A 22,338-nucleotide genomic window follows, 5' to 3' on the forward strand; every position below is an offset into this window, starting at 1 on the left:
CCGGTCGAGACGGGGCGAGATTCGAGGAGCCCGGGAGGCGGGCCGCGTCCTGGTCCTTCCACGGCCTGAGGACGCGTTCCCCGGCGGGCCGGGCCGCCCTCCGTGCGACCGGCGACCGTTTGACCAGCGTCCGTGCGATCGGCGCTCGTGCAACCGGTGGGCCACCCCACCGCCATTCGGTCGGCTTCCCCGGTACACGCGTGACCCCGGACCGGGCTGTTCCGTTCACCTGAGTGGCGGAATCCGTGGCCGGATTGCGCCGCCGCAACGCTCCCGACCCTGCGGAGCCCATGACCGGAGCCGAGCGCGCTCCAGGCGCACCGAGTGCGGAGGAAGCCACCCCATGCCCATGCCCCATCCGTCCTCGGGACCCGACGGCGGCCGTCCGTCCGAGCACGGACCCGGACACACACGGCCCGCCGGGCGTGGGGGCGCTCCGGCGGCCTCACGCCCGGACCGCGACGCCGGTGTGTCCCTCCTCCCGGCAGGGCGCGGTTCCGGCGCCCCCCGTACGTACCTTCCCCTGCCGGGCCGTCCGGCGGACCTGCCCCCGGCCCACACCACCTTGATCTGCGCGGCTCTTCCCGGGCTGGCGATCTCGACGGAGGAAGGACAGCTGACCGGCCGAGGCCTCGAAGGCTTCTACATGGCGGGCCGGCGGATTCTCTCCCGCTGCCTGGTCCGGGTCGCGGGCAGGGAACCGCTCGCGGTGCAGGCCCGGATGCTCGCCGCCGACCGCGCCCGCTTCGTGGGTACGCTGCGCGCTTCCCCTGACACAGGACCGGACCCGGACGTCGTCGTCGAAAGAACCCGCCACGCGGAGGGCATCGAGCGGATCACCCTGCGCAGCTCGGCGCTTCGGGCCCTGCGCCTGCCCGTCGAGGTCGCCCTCGGGACGGACCTCGCGGAACTGGGCGACGTCGCCTCGGGCCGGGCCGGATCCGAACTGCCCGCCAGTGTCCATGTCGCCGGCCTGCGCTGGACCTGCCCCACGGGCCACGTGACCGTCTCCGCCGACCCGCCGCCCACCGACGCCCTGGCCTCGGCGGGACTGCTGCGCTGGGAACTCGAACTGCCGCCGGGTGGCACGCTCACTGTGGAACTGCGTGTCAGACCGAACGGACACGGACCGGCCAGAGCGGAGGGCAGGGGCCCGGCCGGTCCCTTCGCCGAAGCCCGGGTAGAGAGCGACGAGCCCGCAGCCGAAGCGCTCCTGCGTACCTGCGTCGACGACCTGCGGGCCCTGCTGCTGCGCGACCCCCGGCATCCGACCGACGCACACCTCGCGGCGGGAGCGCCCTGGCGCTGCGGGCTCGCGCCGGCCGAGGCACTGGCCGCGGCCCGGATGACCCTGCCGCTCGGCACGCGGCTGGCCGCGGGCACGCTGCGCACCCTCGCCCGCACCCAGCTCGCCGGTCCGGGACCGCACTCCGGGCTGGTTCCGGGACCGCTCCGGGACAGCGGGCCACACCTGCCGCCGGGCTGCACGGCGACCGAGGCGACGTTGCTCTTCCCCGTGCTTCTCGCGGAGGCGTGGCGCTGGGGGCTGGCCGAGCGGGAGGTGGTGGAGCTGCTGCCCGCGGCCGAGCGATGTCTGGAATGGCTGCGGACCACGGCCGGCGACGGCACGTATCTGCCCGACCCGCAGCCGGGCGGACCGTTCCGCTGCGAGACGCAGGCGCACGCGCATCGCGCCGCGCTGCTCGGCGCCGATCTGCTCGACGCGCACGACCGGCCCGGGGGCACGGGGCTCCGGCACTGGGCCCAGGAGATGCGGGCGGCGTTCTGTGACGACTTCTGGGTCGATGACCCGGCCGGTGGCCGGCCGGCGGCCGCCCGCACCCAGGACGGGCGCCCCGCGCCCCAGCTCGGTTCGAGTGCGGCCCACCTCCTCGACACCGGTCTGTCGGGTTCCGGAGAACACGCCCCCGGTCTGCTGGACAAGGCGCAGACCGAACAGCTCGCGTGGCTGCTCGGTGAGCCGGCCATGGACTCGGGCTGGGGGCTGCGCAGCCTCGGGGAGAAGGAGGCGGCGTACAACCCCTTCGGCCATCGCAGCGGAGCGGTGCGCGTCCACGACACGGCCGTCGCCGTCACAGGCCTCGCCGCCGCGGGTCACGAGAAGGAAGCCGGCTCGCTGCTGAGCGGCGTACTGGCGGCGGCCCGGTCCTTCGGCGGCAGACTGCCCGAGATGTACGCGGGGGAGCAGCGCGCGAGGGGAAGCGCACCGCTTCCTCATCCGGCGGCCTCCCGGCCCGCGGCCACCTCGGCCGCCGCAGGGGTGCTGCTGCTCTGCTCCCTGGCCGGCATCCGCCCGGACGCACCCGCGGGGACGGTGACCCTGCGCCCGTTCCGGACCGCGCCCCTGGGGGAGATCGTGCTGACGGGCCTGCGGATCTCGGACGCCTCCTTCTCCGTGCGCGTCAGCAGACTCGGGCTCGCCGTGGTCGAGGAAGCGGGTGACGGACTGCAACTGGGGGTGTGACGTCGAGGGACGCGTTCCTGACCGGACGCCCCCGGCCGCGGGGTGCCGTACGGGACGGAAGTCCGATCAGCCAGGGGCCGGGCTCAGGAAGGAGGTGTTTATCGTCAGGCAGACGACTATGATCGCGGCATGCCCTACGACCCGTCAGCCTTTCCGCCCTTCGCCGTGACCGTGGACCTGGTCGTGCTGACCGTGCGCCGCCATGCCCTGTGCGCGTTGGCGGTACGGCGGGGCGAGCAGCCGTTCCAGGGGCGATGGGCGCTGCCCGGCGGCTTCGTACGGACCGACGAGGACCTCGCCCAGGCCGCGGCGCGCGAGCTGGTCGAGGAGACGGGCCTGTGCGCCCACGACCCCTCCGTGCCCGCACAGGACAACGGCGCGCACCTCGAACAGCTCGCCACCTACGGCGACCCCAAACGCGACCCCCGGATGCGTGTGGTGAGCGTCGCGCATCTCGCCCTCGCTCCCGACCTGCCCGCTCCCCGCGCGGGCGGCGACGCGAACAGCGCACGCTGGGCACCGGTCGAGGAACTGCTGCAGCAAGGCGGGTACGGGCGAGACGGGGAGCAGGCGGCACCCCTCGCCTTCGATCACGCGCAGATCCTCTCGGACGGCGTGGAGCGCGCCCGGTCCAAGATCGAGTACTCGTCGCTGGCGACCGCCTTCTGCCCGACCGAGTTCACCGTCGGCGAGCTGCGCCGCGTCTACGAAGCCGTGTGGGGCGTGGCACTCGACCCGCGCAACTTCCACCGCAAGGTGACCGGTACGCCGGGCTTCCTCGTGCCCACGGGAGGCACGACCACGCGCCAGGGCGGGCGCCCCGCCCAACTGTTCCGCGCGGGCGGCGCCACGCTGCTCAACCCGCCGATGCTGCGTCCCGAGGTCTGAGGAAGGCGGCGAACGCGGTTTCGGGCCCGGGGCCCCGGCGTGCCCGAAGCCCGCCGGAGGCGAGCCGCATGGTGCCCGGAAAATCCGAAATGTAGCGCTATCTTGCTTTGAGTGATCCAGGCCATCGGACTGACCAGCAACCCCCGCAAAGCGCGTCCGCCCGCTGTCGACGACCTGTCCTTCGAGGCGCACGCGGGCCACGTCACGGCGCTCGTCGGAGCGCCGGGTGCGGGCAAGACGACGGCACTGAGACTCATGCTCGAACTCCAACAGGGTCGCGGGATCACCTACTTCCGGGGCAGGCCGCTGCATCGGATCGCCCATCCCTCCCGTGAGGTCGGCGTACTCATGGGCGAGGTGCCGGGCCATCCGGCACGCACGGTCCGCGGCCAGCTCCGCATGTTGTGCGCCGCCGCAGGCGTACCCGCGCGCCGGGCGGACGAAGCCCTCGAAGTGGTAGGGCTCGTCAGCCTGCGGGACGAGAACCTGGGCACGCTGTCCCGCGGCATGGACCGTCGGCTCGGACTGGCCTGTGCGCTCCTGCCCGACCCGCACACCCTCGTGCTCGACGGTCCCGCAGAAGGACTGTCCGCCGTGGAAGGCCGATGGCTGCACGGGATGCTGCGCGCACACGCGGCTCAGGGCGGCACGGTGCTGTTCACCACGGACGACCCCAAGGAGGCCGCGCGAACCGCTGACCGGGTCGTCACGCTGGAGCGGGGACGCCTCGTCGCCGATCAGGAGGTCACCGAGTTCGCCCGCACCCGGCTCCGGCCGCGCGTGGCCGTCCGCAGTCCGCACGCAAGCCGGCTCGGCTCCCTCCTGGCCAAGGAGGCCCGCACGGCGAGGCGCTCCGTGGAAGTCGTGCACGAGGAGGGCAACCGGCTCTCGGTGTACGGCAGCACCTGCGCCGACGTCGGCGAGACGGCCTTCCGGCACGGCATCCTCGTACACCAACTCGCCGACGAGACGGGGGACATGGGCCCGGCGCCGACCGCGGTGCCGTCGGCGGAGACCGAGCGCCCCGCCGACGAGCCGCGCCCCGCCGGGACACCGGCCGCGGACGGCCTTCCCGTTCTTCCGCCCCCCATCGCCGTACGCCAGGCCCGAAGCCCGCTGCGTCCCCTGCGCTACGAACTGCGCAGGGCCGCCGGTGTCGGTACCGGCTATTTCACGGCGGCCGCCGTTCTCGTCACCTCGGTCCTCCTGTCCGTCCTCCTGGCCAGAATCGGCCACACTCCCCAGCCACGCCTGCTGGCCGCGTGGCCGCGGGAACTCCCGCTCCCGCCCGCCGCGCTCGGCGCCGGGCTGCTGGGTGCCGTCGCCTTCGGCGAGGAGTTCCGCCACCCCGCCCTGGCCGCGGACCGCGGCACCGTCCCGCGCCGGCTGGGACTGCTGACCGCCAAGCTCCTCGTCGCCTCGGTCACCGCGCTGGCACTCGCGTTCCTCACCGTGGGCTGCGACCTCGAAATGCTCTACCTGGTCTACGGACGGGAGCTCGCCGGAGTTCCGTCGGACTGGCTCTCGCTGAGCGCGAGTTGGTCCGGTCTCGTGGTGGGGTGCGCGTGGGCGGGCGTGCTGGCGGCCGGGATCTTCCGGTCCACCGCCGCCGGGCTCGCGGCGGTCCTCGCCGTGCCGGTCGTCGTCGTGCCGCTCGTGCAGAAGGTCTCGCAGGGGCCGTCTGTGCGGTCGGCGGCGGGATTCCCGGAGCGGCTTCGGGAACTGGTTCTCGTGCAGTGGCCGTTCGGCGGGGAGCACTACCTGGCGGCCGGTGTGCGGGTGCTCGCCCAACCCGTGGGCGGCGCACTGCTGTTGTCGCTGGCCGCACTGCTCTGTGCATATCTGCTCACGACCCTGCGGAGCCGGGCCCGATGACGATCGTCCGCGCCCTTCCGTTTCTCCACGTGCGCACAACTCCCCGAAGAACGCCCATTTCTTTCCGATAAGGCGTCAATTGCGACGGTGTGAGCGATCACCCTTTCGTGTGCTTTTCACCAAAGACCTCAAGGCAGTTGGAGTCAGAGCCGACAAAAGAGCCGTGAGTACCCTTGCGCAGACCATGATGACCGCCGCCCGCTCCTCAGACTCCGGCCTGGCCGGACCGGGCGAACTCGACCGTTACCCCTATGTCGACGCGTCCGGTGCCGACCGCGCCGGCCCCCCTGTGTGGGAGAGCGCCGAGCCGGAGCTCGGGCGCGTCGGCCGACGCGCCACCGGCAGCCGCGGACGCGGTCTGCACGGCCAACTCGTCCAGCAGCTCGGCCAGATGATCGTCTCCGGAGACCTCGGCGCGGACCGTCCGCTCGTGCCCGAGGAGATCGGCCAGCGGTTCGAGGTCTCCCGGACCGTCGTCCGCGAGTCGCTCCGAGTGCTGGAGGCCAAGGGGCTGGTCAGTGCCCGCCCGAACGTCGGCACGCGCGTGCGTCCCGTCAGCGACTGGAACCTTCTCGACCCGGACATCATCGAATGGCGGGCCTTCGGGCCGCAGCGGGACGACCAGCGGCGCGAGCTGAGCGAGCTCCGCTGGACCATCGAGCCGCTCGCCGCGCGCCTCGCTGCCGGGCACGGCCGCGAGGAGGTCCAGCAGCGGCTCGGCGACATGGTCGAGATCATGGGCCACGCCATGTCGCAGGGTGACGCCCTCACCTTCGCGCGGGCCGACACCGAGTTCCACTCGCTGCTCATCCAGCTCGCGGGCAACAGGATGCTGGAGCACCTCTCGGGAATCGTGTCGGCGGCCCTCCAGGTCTCCGGCGGCCCGGTCACTGGCTGTGACCGTCCGAACGAGGCCTCGCTCGGCCACCACGCGTGCATCGTCGACGCCCTCGCGGCGGCCGACGGCGCGGCGGCCGAGACGGCCATGCGCCAGCTCCTCACCGTCCACCCCGAGGTGGAGCGTGTCGTGCCCGCGCCGCGCGAGCACTGATCGCGCGGCGCGGATGACGCGGTCCGGGGCGCGTGCGCGTCCGCGGCGGCGTCGGACCCGTGAGTCGTCACCCGTCGGGACCTCACCGAATCCTTCGTGGACGAGGTGGGGTCCCGACGGTGCGACCAGGCGGCGGATCATGAACTAACCTGGATTGATAGGATCTGCCATCTTCTGGGCACTTACGAGGTGTGACTCGGGCCACGCAGATTGGGCGTAACGCTCTTCGGGGCAGTGCGATGACCTAAGAGGTGACAGCCGAGGAAGGAATACAGACGCCGCATGTGGCGCTGTGCATCTCCCCGGCTCCCGCCCGCGCCGTCGGCCCATCCCCAGTCGGCGGTCGTCGGTTCCTGTCCGCAGAGGACGGGGCCGGAAGCCGTTTTCCAACGTTCCGAGAGGTTGTTCGTGTCGGCCAGCACATCCCGTACGCTCCCGCCGGAGATCGCCGAGTCCGTCTCTGTCATGGCGCTCATCGAGCGGGGAAAGGCTGAGGGGCAGATCGCCGGCGACGACGTGCGTCGGGCCTTCGAAGCTGACCAGATTCCGGCCACTCAGTGGAAGAACGTACTGCGCAGCCTCAACCAGATCCTCGAGGAAGAGGGTGTGACGCTGATGGTCAGTGCCGCGGAGCCCAAGCGCACCCGAAAGAGCGTCGCAGCGAAGAGTCCGGCCAAGCGCACCGCCACCAAGACCGTGGCGGCCAAGACGGTGACGACCAAGAAGGCCACCGCCACTGCGGCTCCGGCTGCCCTTGCCGGCGATTCGGCCGAGGACGCCCCCGCGGCCAAGCCCGCCGCAGCCAAGAAGACGGCGGCCAAGAAGACCGTCGCCAAGAAGACGGTCGCCAAGAAGACGGCGGCCAAGAAGACGAGCGCCAAGAAGGACGACGCCGAGCTCGTCGACGACGAGGCGATCGAGGAGACCCCGGGCAAGCCCGGCGCGGAGGAGCCCACCGAGGACGGCGCCCAGGGCTTCGTCCTGTCCGACGAGGACGAGGACGACGCGCCCGCGCAGCAGGTCGCGGCCGCCGGTGCCACCGCCGACCCGGTCAAGGACTACCTCAAGCAGATCGGCAAGGTCCCGCTGCTCAACGCCGAGCAGGAGGTCGAGCTCGCCAAGCGCATCGAGGCCGGTCTGTTCGCCGAGGACAAGCTGGCCAACGCCGACAAGCTCGCCCCCAAGCTCAAGCGTGAGCTCGAGATCATCGCCGAGGACGGCCGCCGCGCCAAGAACCACCTCCTGGAGGCCAACCTCCGTCTGGTGGTCTCCCTGGCCAAGCGCTACACCGGTCGCGGCATGCTCTTCCTGGATCTCATCCAGGAGGGCAACCTCGGTCTGATCCGCGCGGTCGAGAAGTTCGACTACACCAAGGGCTACAAGTTCTCCACGTACGCCACCTGGTGGATCCGTCAGGCGATCACCCGCGCCATGGCCGACCAGGCCCGCACCATCCGTATCCCGGTGCACATGGTCGAGGTCATCAACAAGCTCGCGCGCGTCCAGCGCCAGATGCTCCAGGACCTGGGCCGTGAGCCCACCCCGGAGGAGCTGGCCAAGGAGCTCGACATGACCCCCGAGAAGGTCATCGAGGTCCAGAAGTACGGCCGTGAGCCCATCTCCCTGCACACCCCGCTGGGCGAGGACGGCGACAGCGAGTTCGGCGACCTCATCGAGGACTCCGAGGCCGTCGTTCCGGCCGACGCGGTCAGCTTCACGCTCCTCCAGGAGCAGCTGCACTCCGTTCTCGACACCCTGTCCGAGCGCGAGGCGGGTGTCGTCTCGATGCGCTTCGGTCTCACCGACGGTCAGCCGAAGACCCTCGACGAGATCGGCAAGGTGTACGGCGTGACCCGGGAGCGGATCCGCCAGATCGAGTCCAAGACCATGTCGAAGCTGCGTCACCCGTCGCGTTCCCAGGTGCTGCGCGACTACCTCGACTAGGCCTCGGCCGCACGTCGGCGAGGGCCCGGCCTCCTTGTGGAGGCCGGGCCCTCGCCGTGCGCGCGGAGTGCGTGCCCGCGTTCGCTGGATCACTCTGGGTGTTCCACGACCCTCCCAGTGTGAGGAGCGCGCATGCGCCGTCCCTACGCCCCGATGGTGGCCCTCGCGGTCGCCACAGCGGCGATATCCCTGACGACCCCCGCCCGGGCATCCACCGACAGCGTTGTCATAGGAAGCCGTCCCGTCCAGATCTCCGAGAGTCCGTGGACGGTCGCGCTGTCCAGCCGTGACCGGTTCGGGGGTACGCGCGCGGGACAGTTCTGCGGGGGAGTGGTCATCGGTCCGACCACGGTCCTGACCGCGGCCCACTGCCTGGGCGAGGACGTGCTGGGGGCGCCGCCCCGTGACGAGCGCGATCTGAAGGTCATCGCCGGGCGTGGGGACCTGATGTCCGACGAGGGCACGGAGATTTCCGTGCGCGACGTCTGGGTCAACCCGTCCTACGACAGTGATACGAACGCCGGGGACTTCGGCGTGCTGACGCTCGCCGAGCCCCTCCCGGCCGCCTCAGTGATCCGTATGGCCCCCTCGGGGGACCCGGCGTACGAGCCGGGCACCGCCGCCGTGGTCTACGGCTGGGGCGATCTGACGGGCGGCGGCGACTACGCGAGCACCCTGCGGGCCGCGGACGTGCACGTACTTCCCGACGCCGCGTGCGAGCGGGCCTACCCCGGCGACGAGTCCGGGACCTACGACGCGGCGTCCATGGTCTGTGCCGGAGAGCCGGCCGGCGGTCGTGACGCCTGCCAGGGGGACAGCGGAGGGCCGCTGGTCGCCCAGGGACGCCTCATCGGCCTGGTGTCCTGGGGGAGCGGCTGCGGGCGTGCGGAGAGCCCTGGTGTCTACACGAGGGTCTCGGAGGCGGTCCGGGCGCTGGGCGCGAGACGCTGAGGCCTTCGGCGGGCTGAGGGCTTCGACGATGCGATACGAGTGTGGGCGGTCACTCCCTGTGTCCAGGGTGCGACCGCCCACTCACCGGCCTGTCGCCGGTACCCGCTCGTCGTGGATGCGAAGGTCAGCGTTCTTCGTCGTTGACGCTCTCGGGAACGGACGTGAGCCGCTCCGTCTCGTCCTGTATCTCAGCGGCGATCTTCTTGAGTTCCGGCTCGAACTTGCGACCGTGGTGGGCGCAGAAGAGCAGTTCTCCGCCGCTCAGGAGGACGACGCGCAGATATGCCTGGGCGCCGCAACGGTCGCAGCGGTCAGCGGCCGTCAGCGGGCTCGCGGGGGTCAGAACAGTAGTCACGTCGCCTCTTCTCTAGCTCGACGAGCTGTCGTACCAGGGTCAACATCCAACCAGGCCGAAAACGTTCCCGCTCGCGGCTTTTCCTCGAAATTTTCTTTCGAGCCGGCTGTCTGCTGCCGGGTGGCGGCGAATGAGCCGTATTGCGTGTCTTTGTGTCTGTACGGGTTCGCGCTGTCTGTCAGGTGTCGGTCCTCCCGGCTGGATTGCCGGTTGTTCATGAGGACGTGCCCGGAGCCTAAATGGTTCATGCCTCGAAGGGAACGTGATATGTACTTCACTCCATCGAGGGATCGAACACCCATGCGATCCTGGACTAGGGTGAGTTCATGCGAGGGTGGTGCTACAACGGCTCTACCAGGCCTCGGTACCCTCTGAGCGGCGACCGAAGCCGGGCCCTTACCCAAAAGGGTCCCCCATGAAATTCAGCGAGGAGCGAACCGCGTGACCGCCGAGACGTCCGTGCCGTCCACAGCGCTGCTGACCGGAGCAGACCGGGACGGTTCCAACTACACCGCGCGGCACCTGCTCGTCCTTGAGGGGCTCGAGGCAGTGCGGAAGCGCCCGGGCATGTACATCGGGTCCACCGACAGTCGCGGCCTGATGCACTGCCTGTGGGAGATCATCGACAACTCCGTCGACGAGGCCCTCGGGGGCTACTGCGACCACATCGAGGTCATCCTGCACGACGACGCCTCCGTCGAGGTGCGGGACAACGGCCGTGGCATCCCCGTCGACGTGGAGCCCAAGACCGGCCTCTCCGGCGTCGAGGTCGTCATGACCAAGCTGCACGCCGGCGGCAAGTTCGGCGGCGGCTCGTACGCGGCCTCCGGCGGTCTGCACGGCGTGGGCGCCTCCGTGGTGAACGCGCTCTCCTCCCGCCTGGACGTCGAGGTGGACCGCGACGGCCACACCCACGCCGTGAGCTTCCGCCGCGGCACCCCTGGAGCCTTCAAGGCCGACGGGCCCGACGGCGCCTTCGACGCGACGGGCGGGCTGCGCAAGCTCAAGAGGATCCCGAAGACCCGCACCGGCACGCGCGTGCGCTACTGGGCCGACCGCCAGATCTTCCTCAAGGACGCCAAGCTCTCCCTGGAGAACCTCCACCAGCGCGCCCGTCAGACCGCCTTCCTGGTGCCGGGCCTGACCATCGTCGTCCGCGACGAGTACGGCTTGGGCGAGGGCGGCAGCAAGGGCGAGGAGTCCTTCCGCTTCGACGGCGGAATCAGCGAGTTCTGCGAGTTCCTCGCCACCGACAAGGCGGTCTGCGACGTCCTTCGCTTCTCCGGGCAGGGCACCTTCAAGGAGACCGTCCCGGTGCTCGACGAGCACGGCCAGATGACGCCCACCGAGGTCACCCGCGAGCTGGGCGTCGACGTCGCGATGCGCTGGGGCACCGGATACGACACGACCCTGAAGTCGTTCGTGAACATCATCGCCACACCCAAGGGCGGTACGCATGTCGCCGGCTTCGAGCAGGCCGTAACCAAGACGATGAACGAGGTCCTGCGGACCAAGAAGCTGCTGCGGGTCGCCGAGGACGACATCGTCAAGGACGACGCGCTGGAGGGCCTCACGGCCGTCGTCACCGTGCGTCTGGCCGAGCCGCAGTTCGAGGGGCAGACGAAGGAGGTCCTCGGCACCTCGGCCGCCCGCCGCATCGTGACGAACGTGGTGACCAAGGAGCTCAAGGCGTTCCTGACCTCCACGAAGCGGGACGAGGCCGCGCAGGCGCGGGTCGTCATGGAGAAGGCCGTCGCTGCCGCGCGCACGAGGATCGCCGCCCGCCAGCACAAGGACGCGCAGCGTCGGAAGACGGCTCTGGAGTCCTCCTCGCTGCCCGCCAAGCTCGCCGACTGCCGCAGCGACGACGTCGACCGCAGTGAGCTGTTCATCGTCGAGGGCGACTCCGCGCTGGGTACGGCGAAGCTGGCCCGGAACTCCGAGTTCCAGGCGCTGCTGCCGATCCGGGGCAAGATCCTGAACGTTCAGAAGGCGTCCGTGACGGACATGCTGAAGAACGCCGAGTGCGGTGCGATCATCCAGGTCATAGGGGCCGGCTCCGGTCGTACCTTCGACATCGACGCGGCACGCTACGGGAAGATCATTCTCCTTGTCGACGCCGATGTCGACGGAGCGCACATCCGGATCCTGCTGCTGACGCTGTTCCAGCGCTACATGCGGCCCATGGTCGAGGCGGGCCGGGTGTTCGCCGCGGTCCCGCCGCTGCACCGGATCGAGCTCAGCCAGCCCAAGAGGGGGCAGGACAAGTACGTCTACACGTACTCGGACCGTGAGCTGCGGGAGACGCTGCTGGAGATGCAGCGCAAGGGCGTGCGCTACAAGGACTCGATCCAGCGGTACAAGGGTCTCGGAGAGATGGACGCCGATCAGCTTGCCGAGACGACGATGGATCCGCGGTTCCGGACGCTGCGCAGGATCAACATCTCCGACCTGGAGGCGTCCGAGCAGGTGTTCGATCTGCTGATGGGGAACGACGTGGCGCCGCGCAAGGAGTTCATCTCCAGCTCGGCCGCGACGCTGGACCGGTCGCGGATCGACGCGTAGCCCTCCGGCAGGCCACCGGGGCGGTCCGGCTTCCGGGCGCGGGTTTCGTCGTGGGTCGGGGCCGTGCCGGTACGTCCGCCCGTCGCAGCTGGATCAGACGTGGGCTTCCGAGGGAGTCCTCGTTCGATCCGGACGTTGGCGACGGGCATGGGACGTACCGGCACGGCCCCTTCCGTGCGTTCCCGGCTGCGGATGGGGCTTTCGGCCCAGGCCGAGGAAAGATCAGCCCCGCCGGCCCTTGAGGGGCGGGGTCTGGGGGCTGGAGCCCCGGGCGCGACAGGGGCCCCTGGCCAGGGTTCGACGTGTGAGGGTGGGTCCACCCGTGGGTGGAGAGACGGGGTTCGGGGATCCACCTGTGATCCACCCCGGCGCCGATCTGCCAAGGGCGAGATGCCCGTAGCGTCGAGGGGGTCGGCAGCACTCGCTGCGGACATCCGTCATTCGCTCACGGAGGCCGCGCATGTCCGGGCTCATGAATGCCGTGGTGGTCGTCGCTGTCACCGCAGTGGTGATCGCGTGCCGGCTCGGCGCGCGCCGGATCGGTTCGGAGCGGCTCTGGTGGATCGCGCCCGCCGTTCTCGCCGTCGTGGCGATGCGCGAGCCCGGTGTGATCGACTCGCACCACCAGGCCGGGGCGTCCTTCCTGCCGGGCACGGCCGCCCTGATATTCGGCCTGGTGACCACCTTGCCGGTCCACTCGGGACTGCCGACCCGGCGGGTGCGATCCCTGCGGCCGACGGTGACGGGGCGGTTCCCGGCGTACGGTGTCGGCGTCGGCCGCGTCCTGCGGGAGGAGTGCGCGTGACGGACAACACCTGGACGCGCTGGCCCTCTCGTGAGGCACTCTCCCGCGTGGGCGTGCACAAGGGCCGCCGTCTGCCCGCCAGAGTCGCGCGCGCCGTCGTCCTCACCATGCTTGTCGCCACGACACTCACGAACCGGGACCTCGGCGCCTGGGCGCTCGCCGGAGGTGTCACGGGAATCGCGGTGTGCGTGTTCCTCGCCTGGGGCTTCTGGCGGACCACACTGGAGCACCGTCTGCTGCCCTCCCTGCCGCTGCTCGCTCTGCTGATGACGGTCGCGGTCGCCGGGCACGGTGCGGGTTTCCGGATCCCGGCGCTCGTCCTGCTGTGCGGGTGTGCTGTCACCGCCATCGAACGGCTGCCCCTCGCGGCGGCCCTGCCGGCCACGGCGGTGGCACTGGGCGCTTACGCGGCGTTCGACAACGACGCCTGGCCGACCACCGCGGCCACCACCGTGGGGCTGGCGCTCGCGGGATACGTCCTGCGCCTCGACGCGGAGGCACGGGCCGGTGCGCAGCGGCTGCTGGTCCAGGAACGTGCGGCCCGCGCGGCCGAGGCGGAGTCGGCGGCCCTCGCGGAGCGAACGCGGATAGCCAGGGAGATCCACGACGTCCTGGCCCACAGCCTGTCGGCGCAGCTCGTGCATCTGGAGGCGGCGCGACTGCTCATCGAGAGAGGGGCGGACCGGGAGATCATCCTCGAACGGGTCGTGGCGGCACGGGGAATGGCCCGTGAGGGGCTCTCCGAGACCCGGCAGGCGCTCTCCGCGCTCCGGGGCCAGATGTCTCCGCTGGAGGACTTCCTGAGCGAACTCGTGGCCACCGCCGACCGCGCCGGTGTCACGGTGACCGGCGAGCGGCAGCCGCTGCCCGCCGAGGCGTCCCAGGCGGTGCGCCGGGTCGCTCAGGAGGCGCTGACGAACGTACGCAAACATGCTCCGGGGGCCACGGTCCACATCCGGCTGGACTACGGCGAGCACGAAGTGACGCTGGATGTAAGGGATTCGGGTGGAAAACCGGGCGAACTCAGCGGTTCGGGAGCCGGGTACGGTCTGCTGGGCATGCGGGAGCGCGCGGAGCTGCTCGGCGGCTCGCTGCACACAGGACCGGGCGAGGAGGGGTTCGTGGTGACGTTGAAGGTGCCCGTATGACCGAACGGGCAGAGGGCCGGGGCCCGGCGCGGGTCGTGGTCGCGGACGATCAGATGATCGTGCGCGAGGGCATCGTGATGCTGCTGGGGCTGCTGCCCGGGATCGAGGTCGTCGGCGCGGCCGGTGACGGGGCCGAAGCGGTGAAGCTGGTGGCCGAACTCGGCCCGGACGTGGTGCTGATGGACCTGCGCATGCCGCGCTGCGACGGGATCGAGGCGACCCGGCGCATCCGTGCCGAGCATCCCGGGACCCAGGTCGTCGTGCTCACGACGTTCGCGGACGACGAGTCGGTCTTCCCCGCGCTGCGTGCCGGGGCCCGCGGCTATCTGACCAAGGACGCGGGAGGCGAAGAGATCGCGCGGGCCGTGGAGAGCGTGCTCTCCGGGGATGCGGGGCTCTCGCCGAGCATCCAGAGGCGGCTGCTGGAGCGGCTGTCGGCCCCGGAGCCAGAGCCCGGACCTCCTCCCGAGGTCCCGGACGGACTGACCTCGCGCGAGACGGAAGTGCTCCTGCTGATCGCGGAGGGACTCAACAACCACGAGATCGCCCGCAAGCTCCATGTGTCCACGGCCACCGTGAAGACCCACATCAACAATCTCTTCGCCAAGGCAGGTCTCAAGGACCGCGCTCAAGCAGTGCGTTACGCCTATGGGAAAGGTCTCATGCGGCCGCCCGTGGGATGACGTCACCTGATGGGGTGAAGAGCACGAAGACCGCAGTCGGAGAGCCCTCCGATCTGCACATCCTTGGGCACGCGGCAGAAACGGGTCGCGGACAAGGAGAGTTCGGTGGACAAGCACGACGGCGGCGACACGGGGGAGGTCCGGTTCGACGACCCCTGGTACGACGCGCTCGCTTCCGGCTGGGGCGAGTTGGACGGCACGGGTGCGCTCGCTCCCGCCGTGCCGGCCGCCCGCTCGGAGCACGAGGTTCGGACGGGCGAGGCCGCCCACGTCTACCTGGAGGTGCAGCGCAGTGCCGCCTTCCAGGAAGTGCGCGGCCGGTACCGCAGGTTCGTGATTCCGGCCGTTGCCGTCTTCTTCCCCTGGTACGTGGGTTACGTGGTGACCGCGACCACCGCGCCGGATTTCATGGCGCGGCCGGTCACCGGCGCGGTGAATGTGGCGCTGCTCGCGGGGCTGGGACAGTTCCTCACGACGTTCCTGCTCGCCTGGGCGTATGCGCGGCACGCGCGGCTGCGCAGGGACCGGGCCGCGCTCGAACTGCGCTGGGACACTCAGGAGATGGCGCGGAACGCCAGGAGCGGTGAGCGGTGAGCGGCCACCATCAGACCCTGGCGCTGCTGCTGTTCAGCGCGTTCGTCGCGGTGACGCTGGCGATCACGACATGGGTGAGCCGCAACCGGCATGGTTCGGCCGAGGAGTTCTACGCGGGCGGGCGATTGTTCTCGCCGATGGAAAACGGTTTCGCCCTCTCCGGGGACTACATGTCGGCTGCTTCCTTCCTCGGTATCACGGGGCTCATTTCCCTGTACGGCTACGACGGCCTGCTGTACGCCGTGGGATTCCTGGTGGCCTGGCTGGTCGTTCTCTTCCTCGTCGCCGAACTGGTCCGCAACTGCGGGCGGTTCACGCTCGCCGACGTCGTCGCCGCCCGGATGGACGAGCGGCCGGTGCGGATCGCGGCCGGAACGTCCTCGGTGATGGTGTCCGTTCTGTACCTGGTGGCACAGATGGTGGGAGCGGGCAGTCTGGTCTCGCTGCTGCTGGGAGGCACGAGCGACGCGGCGCGCAACTGGACGGTGATCGGTGTCGGCGCGCTCATGGTGATCTACGTGTCGATGGGCGGGATGCGGGCGACCACCTGGATCCAGATCGTCAAGGCGGTTCTGCTCATCGGCGGGGCCATCGCGCTCACCGTGCTGGTCCTGATTCGGTTCCACGGGGACATCAACGAATTGCTGCGTACGGCCGCGGAGCGCAGCGGTCACGGCAACGACTTCCTCGTGCCCGGGCTGAAGTACGGCGGTGAGTGGACGGCACGCTTCGACTTCATCAGCCTCGGCCTCGCGCTCGTGCTCGGCACTGCCGGGCTGCCGCACATCCTGTCGCGCTTCTACACCGTGCCGACCGCGCGGGCCGCCCGGCGCTCGGTGCTCTGGGCGATCGGGCTCATCGGCGGCTTCTACCTGATGACGATCGTGCTGGGCTTCGGTGCCGCCGCGGTCGTCGGTCCCGAGGCGGTGCGCGGATCGAGCGCCGCGGGGAACACCGCGGTCCCGCTGCTGGCCCTGGATCTGGGCGGCGGGGCCAACTCCACAGGGGGGACGGTCCTGTTCGCCGTCGTCGCCGCCATCGCCTTCGCCACCATTCTCGCGGTCGTCGCCGGAGTCACCCTCGCGTCCTCGGCGGCTGTGGCCCATGACCTGTACGGCTCGCTGCGTCGTCGTCGTGCGAAGCCGAACGGCGAGGTCACGGTGGCGCGCGCCGCGTCCGTCGGCATCGGTGTGATCGCCATCGCCCTGAGCCTCCTCGCCCGCGATCTCAACGTGGCCTTCCTGGTCGGGCTCGCGTTCGCCGTCGCCGCGTCCGCCAATCTGCCGGTGCTGCTGTACTCCTTGTTCTGGCGGTCCTTCACGACGCGCGGTGCCGTGTGGTCCGTCTACGGCGGCCTGGTCCCCGCGCTGTTGCTCGTGCTGCTGTCGCCGGTGGTGTCCGGCAGTCCCGAATCACTCTTCCCGGGTGTGGATTTCCAGTATTTCCCGCTTCAGAATCCGGGCCTCGTCTCGGTACCCCTGGGCTTCCTCGCCGGCTGGCTCGGCACTGTCATCTCGACGGAGCCGCCGGACGAGGCCAAACACGCCGAGATCGAGGTTCGGGCGCTCACAGGAGCCGGGGCCGTCTGAGGGCCGTGAACATCAGCTACGACCGCCCTGAGGCGGGCGTGCTCCCCCGGCATCCCGTTGCCGGGGGAGCGGGGGAAGTGCGTATCCCTTGACAATGGCTGAGGCGGCTGTGAGCCACCACAGCGCCGAGGATCCGGCGGTGAGGGGCCGCGACGGAAATGCTGATCGGTCCGTGCGACGTGCCCCGGCGCGGTCAGGCCCGCGGCCGGGCCGTCAGCAGGCCACGGCGACGGCCGTCTCCTCGAGCTGCCGCACGGCCACCACGTCCATCCGCGCGGGTGACCCGAGTGCCGAACCGCAGCTCTCGGGGCGGGGCGGCAGCGAGGTGCCGCGCGCGACGACGACCCGCCACAGACGGCCGTCGGAGTGGGCGACCGTGACCTCCCAGCGCGGCGCGGTGCCGTCCGTGCGGATCACCGCCAGGACATCGGCGGCGTGTTCCCCCGTAGCCGCCCGTACGGCCAGCTCGGCCGCCTGGCCCGGGCGTTCCCAGGCCGAGTTCCCGCGGCACCCCTCGGTGACGATCCGGCCTTCCTGGACGCCCCGCAGGACCTCCTCGACGGCGTGGACCTCGGCACGGCCGTACACGTACCCGTACGGCAGGATCAGCACGGTGGGCGAGAACCGGTGACCACCCAGATGAGTGACCTCCCAGGTGCCGTCGGCGCCGGCGGCGGTCAGTTCCGCCGCCAGGGGGCGTCCGAGCAGGGCACAGCAGCGGTCGCGCTTGCCGTTCGTGCAGACGAGGGCCAGCGGATCGCCGGTATGGGGCCGGCCCTGGAGAACCTCGTCGAAGGAGCGCGGATCACCCGCCCCGAGCCCGGCGAGGTCGAGGTCGAGCAGTCGTCCGGGATCACGCGTCATGGCGCTGTGCAGCCATGCGTTTCCCGGGGTGGTGTGGGCCACGTACACATGGCGTTCGGCGAGCGGGCCACGGTCGGCATGTCGCCCGGGGCGCCGGATCAGCGCGATCCGTACCCCCGTGTCCTGCGCGGCCGCTTCGAGGGCGCGGCCGAGCGTGGGATCCAGGTGGCTCGAAGTGAGCGCCTTGGCACCCCAGGGTCCGGGCTGCTCGATGAGCAGCCATGTCCTCGCAGTGGCCGCGGTTCCGGAAAGGGGCTCGTGGAGCTGCCGCGACGTGGTCGTGCACGTACTCACAGAGGTGAGCCTAACCTGACTTTGCCCTAAGCGACTTCCCGCCGTTTGTCAGGAGCGCGTTGGGGGTGGTCCGGTGCGCGTTGCCGGGCGTACAGAAGCACGCGTGGGGAGGCAGCGTGTTGAGGGCGCGCGCAGCGCCGTTCTCCGCGCCCAGCGTGCGCCGTCTAGCGGGGGAGGGGCCGGGGTGGCCGCTCCCCCACGTAGTGGCCGCTCGGCCGCATCCGCAGGGGGCGCTCGGCGTACTCCTCCAGGGTGTGGGCGATCCAGCCCACCGTCCGGGCGACGGCGAAGATCGTCTCGCCCGCAGAGGCCGACATGCCGGACGAGACGGTGAGGACGGCCAGCGCGAGGTCGACATTGGCGTGCAGAGGTGTGTGCCGGGCCGTGGTGGTCACCACGTCACGGGCCGCCGCCAGGGCGGGCGCCGCGCCGGGAACCTCCTCCAGGAGGGCGAACAGGGCACGCGCACGTGGATCCTCGCCGGGGTACAGCCGATGGCCCAGCCCGGGGACACGGCGCCCGGCGCGCAGCTCGTCGGCGACCACGGGAGCGGCGGTGCCCTGGTCCAGAACGTCCAGCAGCAGCCGGTGCGCGAGCCCGCTGGCCGCCCCGTGCAGCGGCCCTTCGAGGACGCCGAGGCCCGCCGACACGGCCGCGTACGCGTGGGCGCGGGCCGAGGCCGCGACCCGTACCGCCAGTGTCGAGGCGGCCAGGTCGTGGTCGACGAGCAGCCCGAGTGCCGTGTCCAGCACGCGTACCGACGCGTCGTCGGGAGTACGTCCGCTGAGACGTGCCCACAGACGACGGGCCAGCGGGCCTTCGTCGCGGTGGTCGTGCCGCACGGTGGGCAGTGCGGCGACGAGGGTGGGAATGAGGGTGCGTCCGGTCCCGAGGACGGCGCTCTCGGAGAGGTCGAAGCGCAGCGGGTCGGCGGCCGCCGCGGCGACCGCCGCGACGCGCAGCCGGTCGGTCGGGCCGCTGTGCTCGGGCAGCGCGTCGACGCTGCGCCGGGCGGCGGCCACGGACGCCTCCGGGGCCGTGAACGTGACGCCGGGGCGAAGCTCGCCGGTCCACAGCCATTCGGCGATCTCCTCGTAGGAGTACCGCGCGGCCAGTTCCGTCGCGTCGACGCCACGGAAGTAGTACCGGTCCTTGTCGATCAACGTGATGCGGGTGCGGACGGAGAGCTCACCGCTGCCGCTCGAACTTCCGCCGCCCTCACGCCTGTTGCGCCGTGCGAGGGCCTCGACCTCCTTGGTGTCGAACGTGCTCCCGCGCCCTCCCGGTTCCCGTCTGCTGCTGAGCTGCCCGCGGCTCACGTAGGCGTACACGGTCTCCGGCTTCACCCCGAGCAGTTCGGCGGTCTCTTTGGTGCTGAGCCGTCGGCCCTCGTGCGCAGGTGCTGCCGCTTCTCGATCCCTCATGAGCGCCACCGTATCCATGGATCAGCGTATTGATTGGATCAACATTGACAGTTATTGAGTCAATCATGGACAGTCAAATCAAGTCCAGGGAGGAAACATGCCGATCAACCAAGCCGCGTCCATCTCTGTCGACGTGCCTGCCGGTGTTCCGCGAGGTCTCGCCGGTGTCGTCGTCACCGACACAGAACTGGGTGACGTCAGGGGGCTGGAGGGCTTCTATCACTACCGGCAGTACTCGGCCGTGGATCTCGCGCGATCCTGCGGCTTCGAGGAGGTCTGGCATCTGCTGGTCCACGGTGAACTGCCCGACGAGGCGCGCCGTGCCGACTTCGCCGCGCGGACGGCGCGGTTGCGCCGACTGCCGGACGACGTGCGCGCCGCGCTGCCCGCGATCGCGGCGGCGACCGGGCCCTCGGGGCCGCTGGCAGGGCTGCGCACCGCGCTGTCGCTGCTCGGTGCGTCGCTGGGGTTCCGGCCCGTGTACGACATCGATGCCGGGCGTCGCCGTGACGACGGCCTCGCGGCGACGGCGGCCGTGCCGACACTGCTCACCGCGCTGTACCGGATCGGGCGGGGGCTCGATCCGATGGAGCCGCGTGAGGACCTGGGGTACGCCGCCAACTACCTGTACATGCTGACAGGTTCGGAGCCGGACGCCGCCCGTGCCCGTGCGGTTGAGCAATACCTCATCTCGACCATTGACCATGGATTCAATGCGTCAACGTTCACGGCGCGGGTGATCGCATCAACCGGCGCCGACGTGGCGGCCTGCCTCGTGGGCGCGGTCGGGGCTCTCTCCGGTCCGCTCCACGGTGGTGCCCCCAGCCGCGCCCTGGACACCCTCGATGCGATCGGGACCCCCGACCGCATCGACTCCTGGATCCGCGAACGCGTCCTCGCCGGCGAGCGCATCATGGGCTTCGGGCATCCGGTCTACCGGACGGAGGACCCGCGCTCGCGGATGCTCCGGGAGATGGCCCAGGGGTTCGGCGGCCCGCTCGTGGAGTTCGCGGTCGAAGTCGAACGACAGGTGGAGTTGATCCTGGCCGAACTCAAGCCGGGGCGTGAGCTGCACACCAACGTGGAGTTCTACGCCGGTGTGGTCATGGAACTCTGCGGGCTGCCCCGAGAGATGTTCACACCCACCTTCGCCGCCGCCCGAGTGGTCGGCTGGAGCGCGAACATCATGGAACAGGCGGAAGACTCGAAGATCATCCGCCCGGCGGCCCGCTACGTGGGGCCGGCTGCGCCGGTGGCGGTGCCGACTGCTGCCTGACACGGCGAGCGGGTTGACGGCATCCGGGTCCCGGCCGGTGCCGGATGGACGGCCGGAGTTGCGGGAATGCGCATGAAGGGCCCGGCACCGTGCTGATGCCGGGCTCCGCATCGTGGTCGTAGGGATTCTCTCAAGACGAATCGAAGCGGTATGCGGAGAATCAAGAGGGGGCGAAGGCGGAGAACCGCCTTTTCGCTGCCGCAATTAGGATTTCACCACTCCGTGAAGGATTTGCGTTCCGGGTGTCAGACGTCCGGGATGTCCTTCTTGGCACGCAGCAGGGTCTCGCGCGTGATGACCACGATCCGCTCGTAGTCGGCCCGTGCGGCGTCGGGCGGGAGCTCGGGGTCGAGTTCCTGGGTGGCCTCGCGCCCGATGACGGCGAAACTGCCGTCACTGAGCTCGAAGATGTCGGGGCACGACTGGCCAGAAGCGCTGCCGCGCTCGCGTGGAGTAGCCCCGACACGTCGCACGATCTTCACGGAGTGGTACCAACCTTATGGCTCGGAATCGCAGTGGGGATCTCTTCCGAGCGGCGTTCCCTCGGAGTGAGGCACTCCGAGCAGAGATGATCGTCGGAGGGCAGGTCTCCGAGCGCAGGGGTGTTCGGCCGGAGCGCTCAGAGGTCTGAGCAGGCGCCAACTTAGCGGTTTCTCTCGCGCATGGTGCCTGAAGCCCGCCAAGCAGTCGAGTGAATCTGAACAGCTTTGCTTGAACAGGGGTGGTATCAGGGTGATAGGTGGTAATCAGCGTACGAGGGCGTGGCAGGGGCGTGCGTGGCACGGCTCCCGCGTGCGAGGCTACCGGTCAAGCCCAGGCGCGTCAGGGTTATCCCTCATCCGGCTCCCCGACGACCCACCACTCGTCGGCGTCCGCGTCCGCCTGATCCTGAATCAGGGTGTCCATCATTCGCCCTAGTTGGGCCTCATCGGACGACTCGGGCAGGCTTTTGCGGTGATGCCCCGTCGCCGCCCAGTACTCCCTGAAGATCGGGTTCTGGCAGATGATGCGGAAGTGGCCGTGGAGCTCGGCGCGGGTAAGCGCCCCGATCCGGTGGAAGTACAGGGCGTTGATGTAGAGGGCGTTCGCGAAGAGGTACTGGCGCTGTTTCTCTGGGCCGATCTCGGTTTCGTACGTGTTGAGGACGGCGGCGAGGGCGGGATCGTCCATGGCCTTGCACAGCAGGTCGAAATGGAGGCGGTGCTGCTCGGTGAGCACGGCACGTCGGCGCTGCCGTGTGCTTCGTTCCGCCATGGCTTTCGCCGCGGCGCCGAGCCCTGCCAAGGCGGCTGAGCCGAGCCTCCGTATCGCAGAAATCTGTGTGGCCATGTCAACCCCCGAATCAGGCGACCGTCCGCCGGTCGTCGGTTGTGGGGCGACAGGGAGCGGACCGGCGAGCGGTGGGCGGCGCGCTTGCCGTCTCCCAGTGTTGCCGAGCGGCTCTGATCGGCGGGGAGGCGGAGAGGAGGCGCACGGAGGGATGTGCGGGTCGTATCCACCGGCGCCATGTCCAACGTGTGCCCCGCGAGCGCCGCTAACAATCGTTC

At 70.4% G+C, this 22,338-nt stretch carries 18 protein-coding genes; 13 read left to right on the forward strand and 5 right to left on the reverse strand.

Annotated elements, in window-relative coordinates:
• The first annotated feature begins 343 nt into the window (after positions 1 to 343).
• The 6 genes from ACFW6B_RS08290 to ACFW6B_RS08315 all read left to right on the forward strand — a co-directional run bounded on the left by ACFW6B_RS08290 (position 344) and on the right by ACFW6B_RS08315 (position 9,194).
• Positions 344 to 2,485 carry a glycogen debranching N-terminal domain-containing protein gene (locus tag ACFW6B_RS08290; RefSeq protein ID WP_386593317.1) on the forward strand — a complete coding sequence of 714 codons (2,142 nt, stop codon included), beginning with the start codon at positions 344 to 346 and terminating at the stop codon, positions 2,483 to 2,485.
• Positions 2,486 to 2,614: 129 nt separating this feature from the next.
• Complete coding sequence (locus ACFW6B_RS08295) at positions 2,615 to 3,373, forward strand: NUDIX hydrolase (protein WP_351121542.1); 759 nt, start codon at positions 2,615 to 2,617, stop codon at positions 3,371 to 3,373.
• A 111-nt stretch (positions 3,374 to 3,484) separates the two neighbouring features.
• Complete coding sequence (locus ACFW6B_RS08300; RefSeq protein ID WP_386593320.1) at positions 3,485 to 5,248, forward strand: ATP-binding cassette domain-containing protein; 1,764 nt, start codon at positions 3,485 to 3,487, stop codon at positions 5,246 to 5,248.
• A 163-nt stretch (positions 5,249 to 5,411) separates the two neighbouring features.
• A complete protein-coding gene (locus tag ACFW6B_RS08305; RefSeq protein ID WP_386593322.1) occupies positions 5,412 to 6,299 on the forward strand; it encodes a FadR/GntR family transcriptional regulator in 888 nt (295 codons plus the stop codon).
• Positions 6,300 to 6,707: 408 nt separating this feature from the next.
• Positions 6,708 to 8,243 (forward strand): RNA polymerase sigma factor, encoded by a 1,536-nt coding sequence (locus ACFW6B_RS08310; protein ID WP_386593324.1) that lies wholly within the window; start codon positions 6,708 to 6,710, stop codon positions 8,241 to 8,243.
• 132 nt (positions 8,244 to 8,375) lie between these two features.
• The gene (locus ACFW6B_RS08315; RefSeq protein WP_386593326.1) at positions 8,376 to 9,194 is read left to right on the forward strand and encodes a S1 family peptidase; all 819 of its coding nucleotides are present in this window, start codon (positions 8,376 to 8,378) and stop codon (positions 9,192 to 9,194) included.
• A 124-nt stretch (positions 9,195 to 9,318) separates the two neighbouring features.
• Here the strand turns inward: ACFW6B_RS08315 and ACFW6B_RS08320 are convergent, their stop codons facing one another.
• A complete protein-coding gene (locus ACFW6B_RS08320) occupies positions 9,319 to 9,549 on the reverse strand; it encodes a hypothetical protein (RefSeq protein ID WP_121406526.1) in 231 nt (76 codons plus the stop codon).
• Between the two features lie 441 nt (positions 9,550 to 9,990).
• On the opposite strand from ACFW6B_RS08320, the gene ACFW6B_RS08325 reads away from it, so the two are divergent.
• From ACFW6B_RS08325 to ACFW6B_RS08350, 6 genes are all read left to right on the forward strand, one after another.
• Entirely contained in the window at positions 9,991 to 12,114 is a 2,124-nt protein-coding gene (locus tag ACFW6B_RS08325; RefSeq protein WP_386593328.1) for a type IIA DNA topoisomerase subunit B, read from the forward strand.
• 460 nt (positions 12,115 to 12,574) lie between these two features.
• Entirely contained in the window at positions 12,575 to 12,919 is a 345-nt protein-coding gene (locus ACFW6B_RS08330; protein ID WP_386593330.1) for a hypothetical protein, read from the forward strand.
• The gene (locus ACFW6B_RS08335) at positions 12,916 to 14,067 is read left to right on the forward strand and encodes a sensor histidine kinase (protein WP_386593332.1); all 1,152 of its coding nucleotides are present in this window, start codon (positions 12,916 to 12,918) and stop codon (positions 14,065 to 14,067) included. The genes ACFW6B_RS08330 and ACFW6B_RS08335 overlap by 4 nt, the downstream gene beginning before the upstream one ends.
• Entirely contained in the window at positions 14,064 to 14,750 is a 687-nt protein-coding gene (locus ACFW6B_RS08340; protein WP_386593334.1) for a response regulator, read from the forward strand. The genes ACFW6B_RS08335 and ACFW6B_RS08340 overlap by 4 nt, the downstream gene beginning before the upstream one ends.
• Positions 14,751 to 14,855: 105 nt before the next feature.
• Complete coding sequence (locus tag ACFW6B_RS08345; RefSeq protein WP_386593336.1) at positions 14,856 to 15,344, forward strand: DUF485 domain-containing protein; 489 nt, start codon at positions 14,856 to 14,858, stop codon at positions 15,342 to 15,344.
• Complete coding sequence (locus ACFW6B_RS08350; protein ID WP_386593338.1) at positions 15,341 to 16,933, forward strand: cation acetate symporter; 1,593 nt, start codon at positions 15,341 to 15,343, stop codon at positions 16,931 to 16,933. Before ACFW6B_RS08345 ends, ACFW6B_RS08350 begins: the two co-directional genes overlap by 4 nt.
• Before the next feature lie 213 nt (positions 16,934 to 17,146).
• Here the strand turns inward: ACFW6B_RS08350 and ACFW6B_RS08355 are convergent, their stop codons facing one another.
• Together ACFW6B_RS08355 and ACFW6B_RS08360 are read right to left on the reverse strand one after the other, a co-directional pair.
• Positions 17,147 to 18,091, reverse strand: a complete 945-nt coding sequence (locus ACFW6B_RS08355) for a sucrase ferredoxin (RefSeq protein WP_386593340.1) — start codon at positions 18,089 to 18,091, stop codon at positions 17,147 to 17,149.
• Between the two features lie 164 nt (positions 18,092 to 18,255).
• Positions 18,256 to 19,515: a citrate synthase gene (locus ACFW6B_RS08360; RefSeq protein ID WP_386593342.1), complete on the reverse strand. Its 1,260-nt coding sequence runs from the start codon at positions 19,513 to 19,515 to the stop codon at positions 18,256 to 18,258.
• Positions 19,516 to 19,612: 97 nt separating this feature from the next.
• On the opposite strand from ACFW6B_RS08360, the gene ACFW6B_RS08365 reads away from it, so the two are divergent.
• A complete protein-coding gene (locus tag ACFW6B_RS08365) occupies positions 19,613 to 20,791 on the forward strand; it encodes a citrate synthase/methylcitrate synthase (RefSeq protein WP_386593344.1) in 1,179 nt (392 codons plus the stop codon).
• Between the two features lie 245 nt (positions 20,792 to 21,036).
• Here ACFW6B_RS08365 and ACFW6B_RS08370 read toward each other — a convergent pair whose 3' ends face one another.
• Positions 21,037 to 21,273, reverse strand: coding sequence for a hypothetical protein (locus ACFW6B_RS08370; protein ID WP_386593346.1), 237 nt, complete (start codon positions 21,271 to 21,273; stop codon positions 21,037 to 21,039).
• 346 nt (positions 21,274 to 21,619) lie between these two features.
• Positions 21,620 to 22,120: a DUF6082 family protein gene (locus tag ACFW6B_RS08375; RefSeq protein WP_386593348.1), complete on the reverse strand. Its 501-nt coding sequence runs from the start codon at positions 22,118 to 22,120 to the stop codon at positions 21,620 to 21,622.
• Positions 22,121 to 22,338: the final 218 nt, after the last annotated feature.

The organism is Streptomyces sp. NPDC058751 (genome assembly GCF_042746485.1).
GTDB lineage: Bacteria > Actinomycetota > Actinomycetes > Streptomycetales > Streptomycetaceae > Streptomyces.

What these genes read in the sequence shown, in the direction of transcription:
- ACFW6B_RS08315 (WP_386593326.1), top strand. Translation starts at nt 8,376, where the DNA reads ATGCGCCGTCCCTACGCCCCGATGGTGGCCCTCGCGGTCGCCACAGCG.
- ACFW6B_RS08290 (WP_386593317.1), top strand. Translation starts at nt 344, where the DNA reads ATGCCCATGCCCCATCCGTCCTCGGGACCCGACGGCGGCCGTCCGTCC.
- ACFW6B_RS08360 (WP_386593342.1), bottom strand. Translation starts at nt 19,515, where the DNA reads ATGAGGGATCGAGAAGCGGCAGCACCTGCGCACGAGGGCCGACGGCTC.
- ACFW6B_RS08375 (WP_386593348.1), bottom strand. Translation starts at nt 22,120, where the DNA reads ATGGCCACACAGATTTCTGCGATACGGAGGCTCGGCTCAGCCGCCTTG.
- ACFW6B_RS08330 (WP_386593330.1), top strand. Translation starts at nt 12,575, where the DNA reads ATGTCCGGGCTCATGAATGCCGTGGTGGTCGTCGCTGTCACCGCAGTG.
- ACFW6B_RS08340 (WP_386593334.1), top strand. Translation starts at nt 14,064, where the DNA reads ATGACCGAACGGGCAGAGGGCCGGGGCCCGGCGCGGGTCGTGGTCGCG.
- ACFW6B_RS08365 (WP_386593344.1), top strand. Translation starts at nt 19,613, where the DNA reads ATGCCGATCAACCAAGCCGCGTCCATCTCTGTCGACGTGCCTGCCGGT.
- ACFW6B_RS08295 (WP_351121542.1), top strand. Translation starts at nt 2,615, where the DNA reads ATGCCCTACGACCCGTCAGCCTTTCCGCCCTTCGCCGTGACCGTGGAC.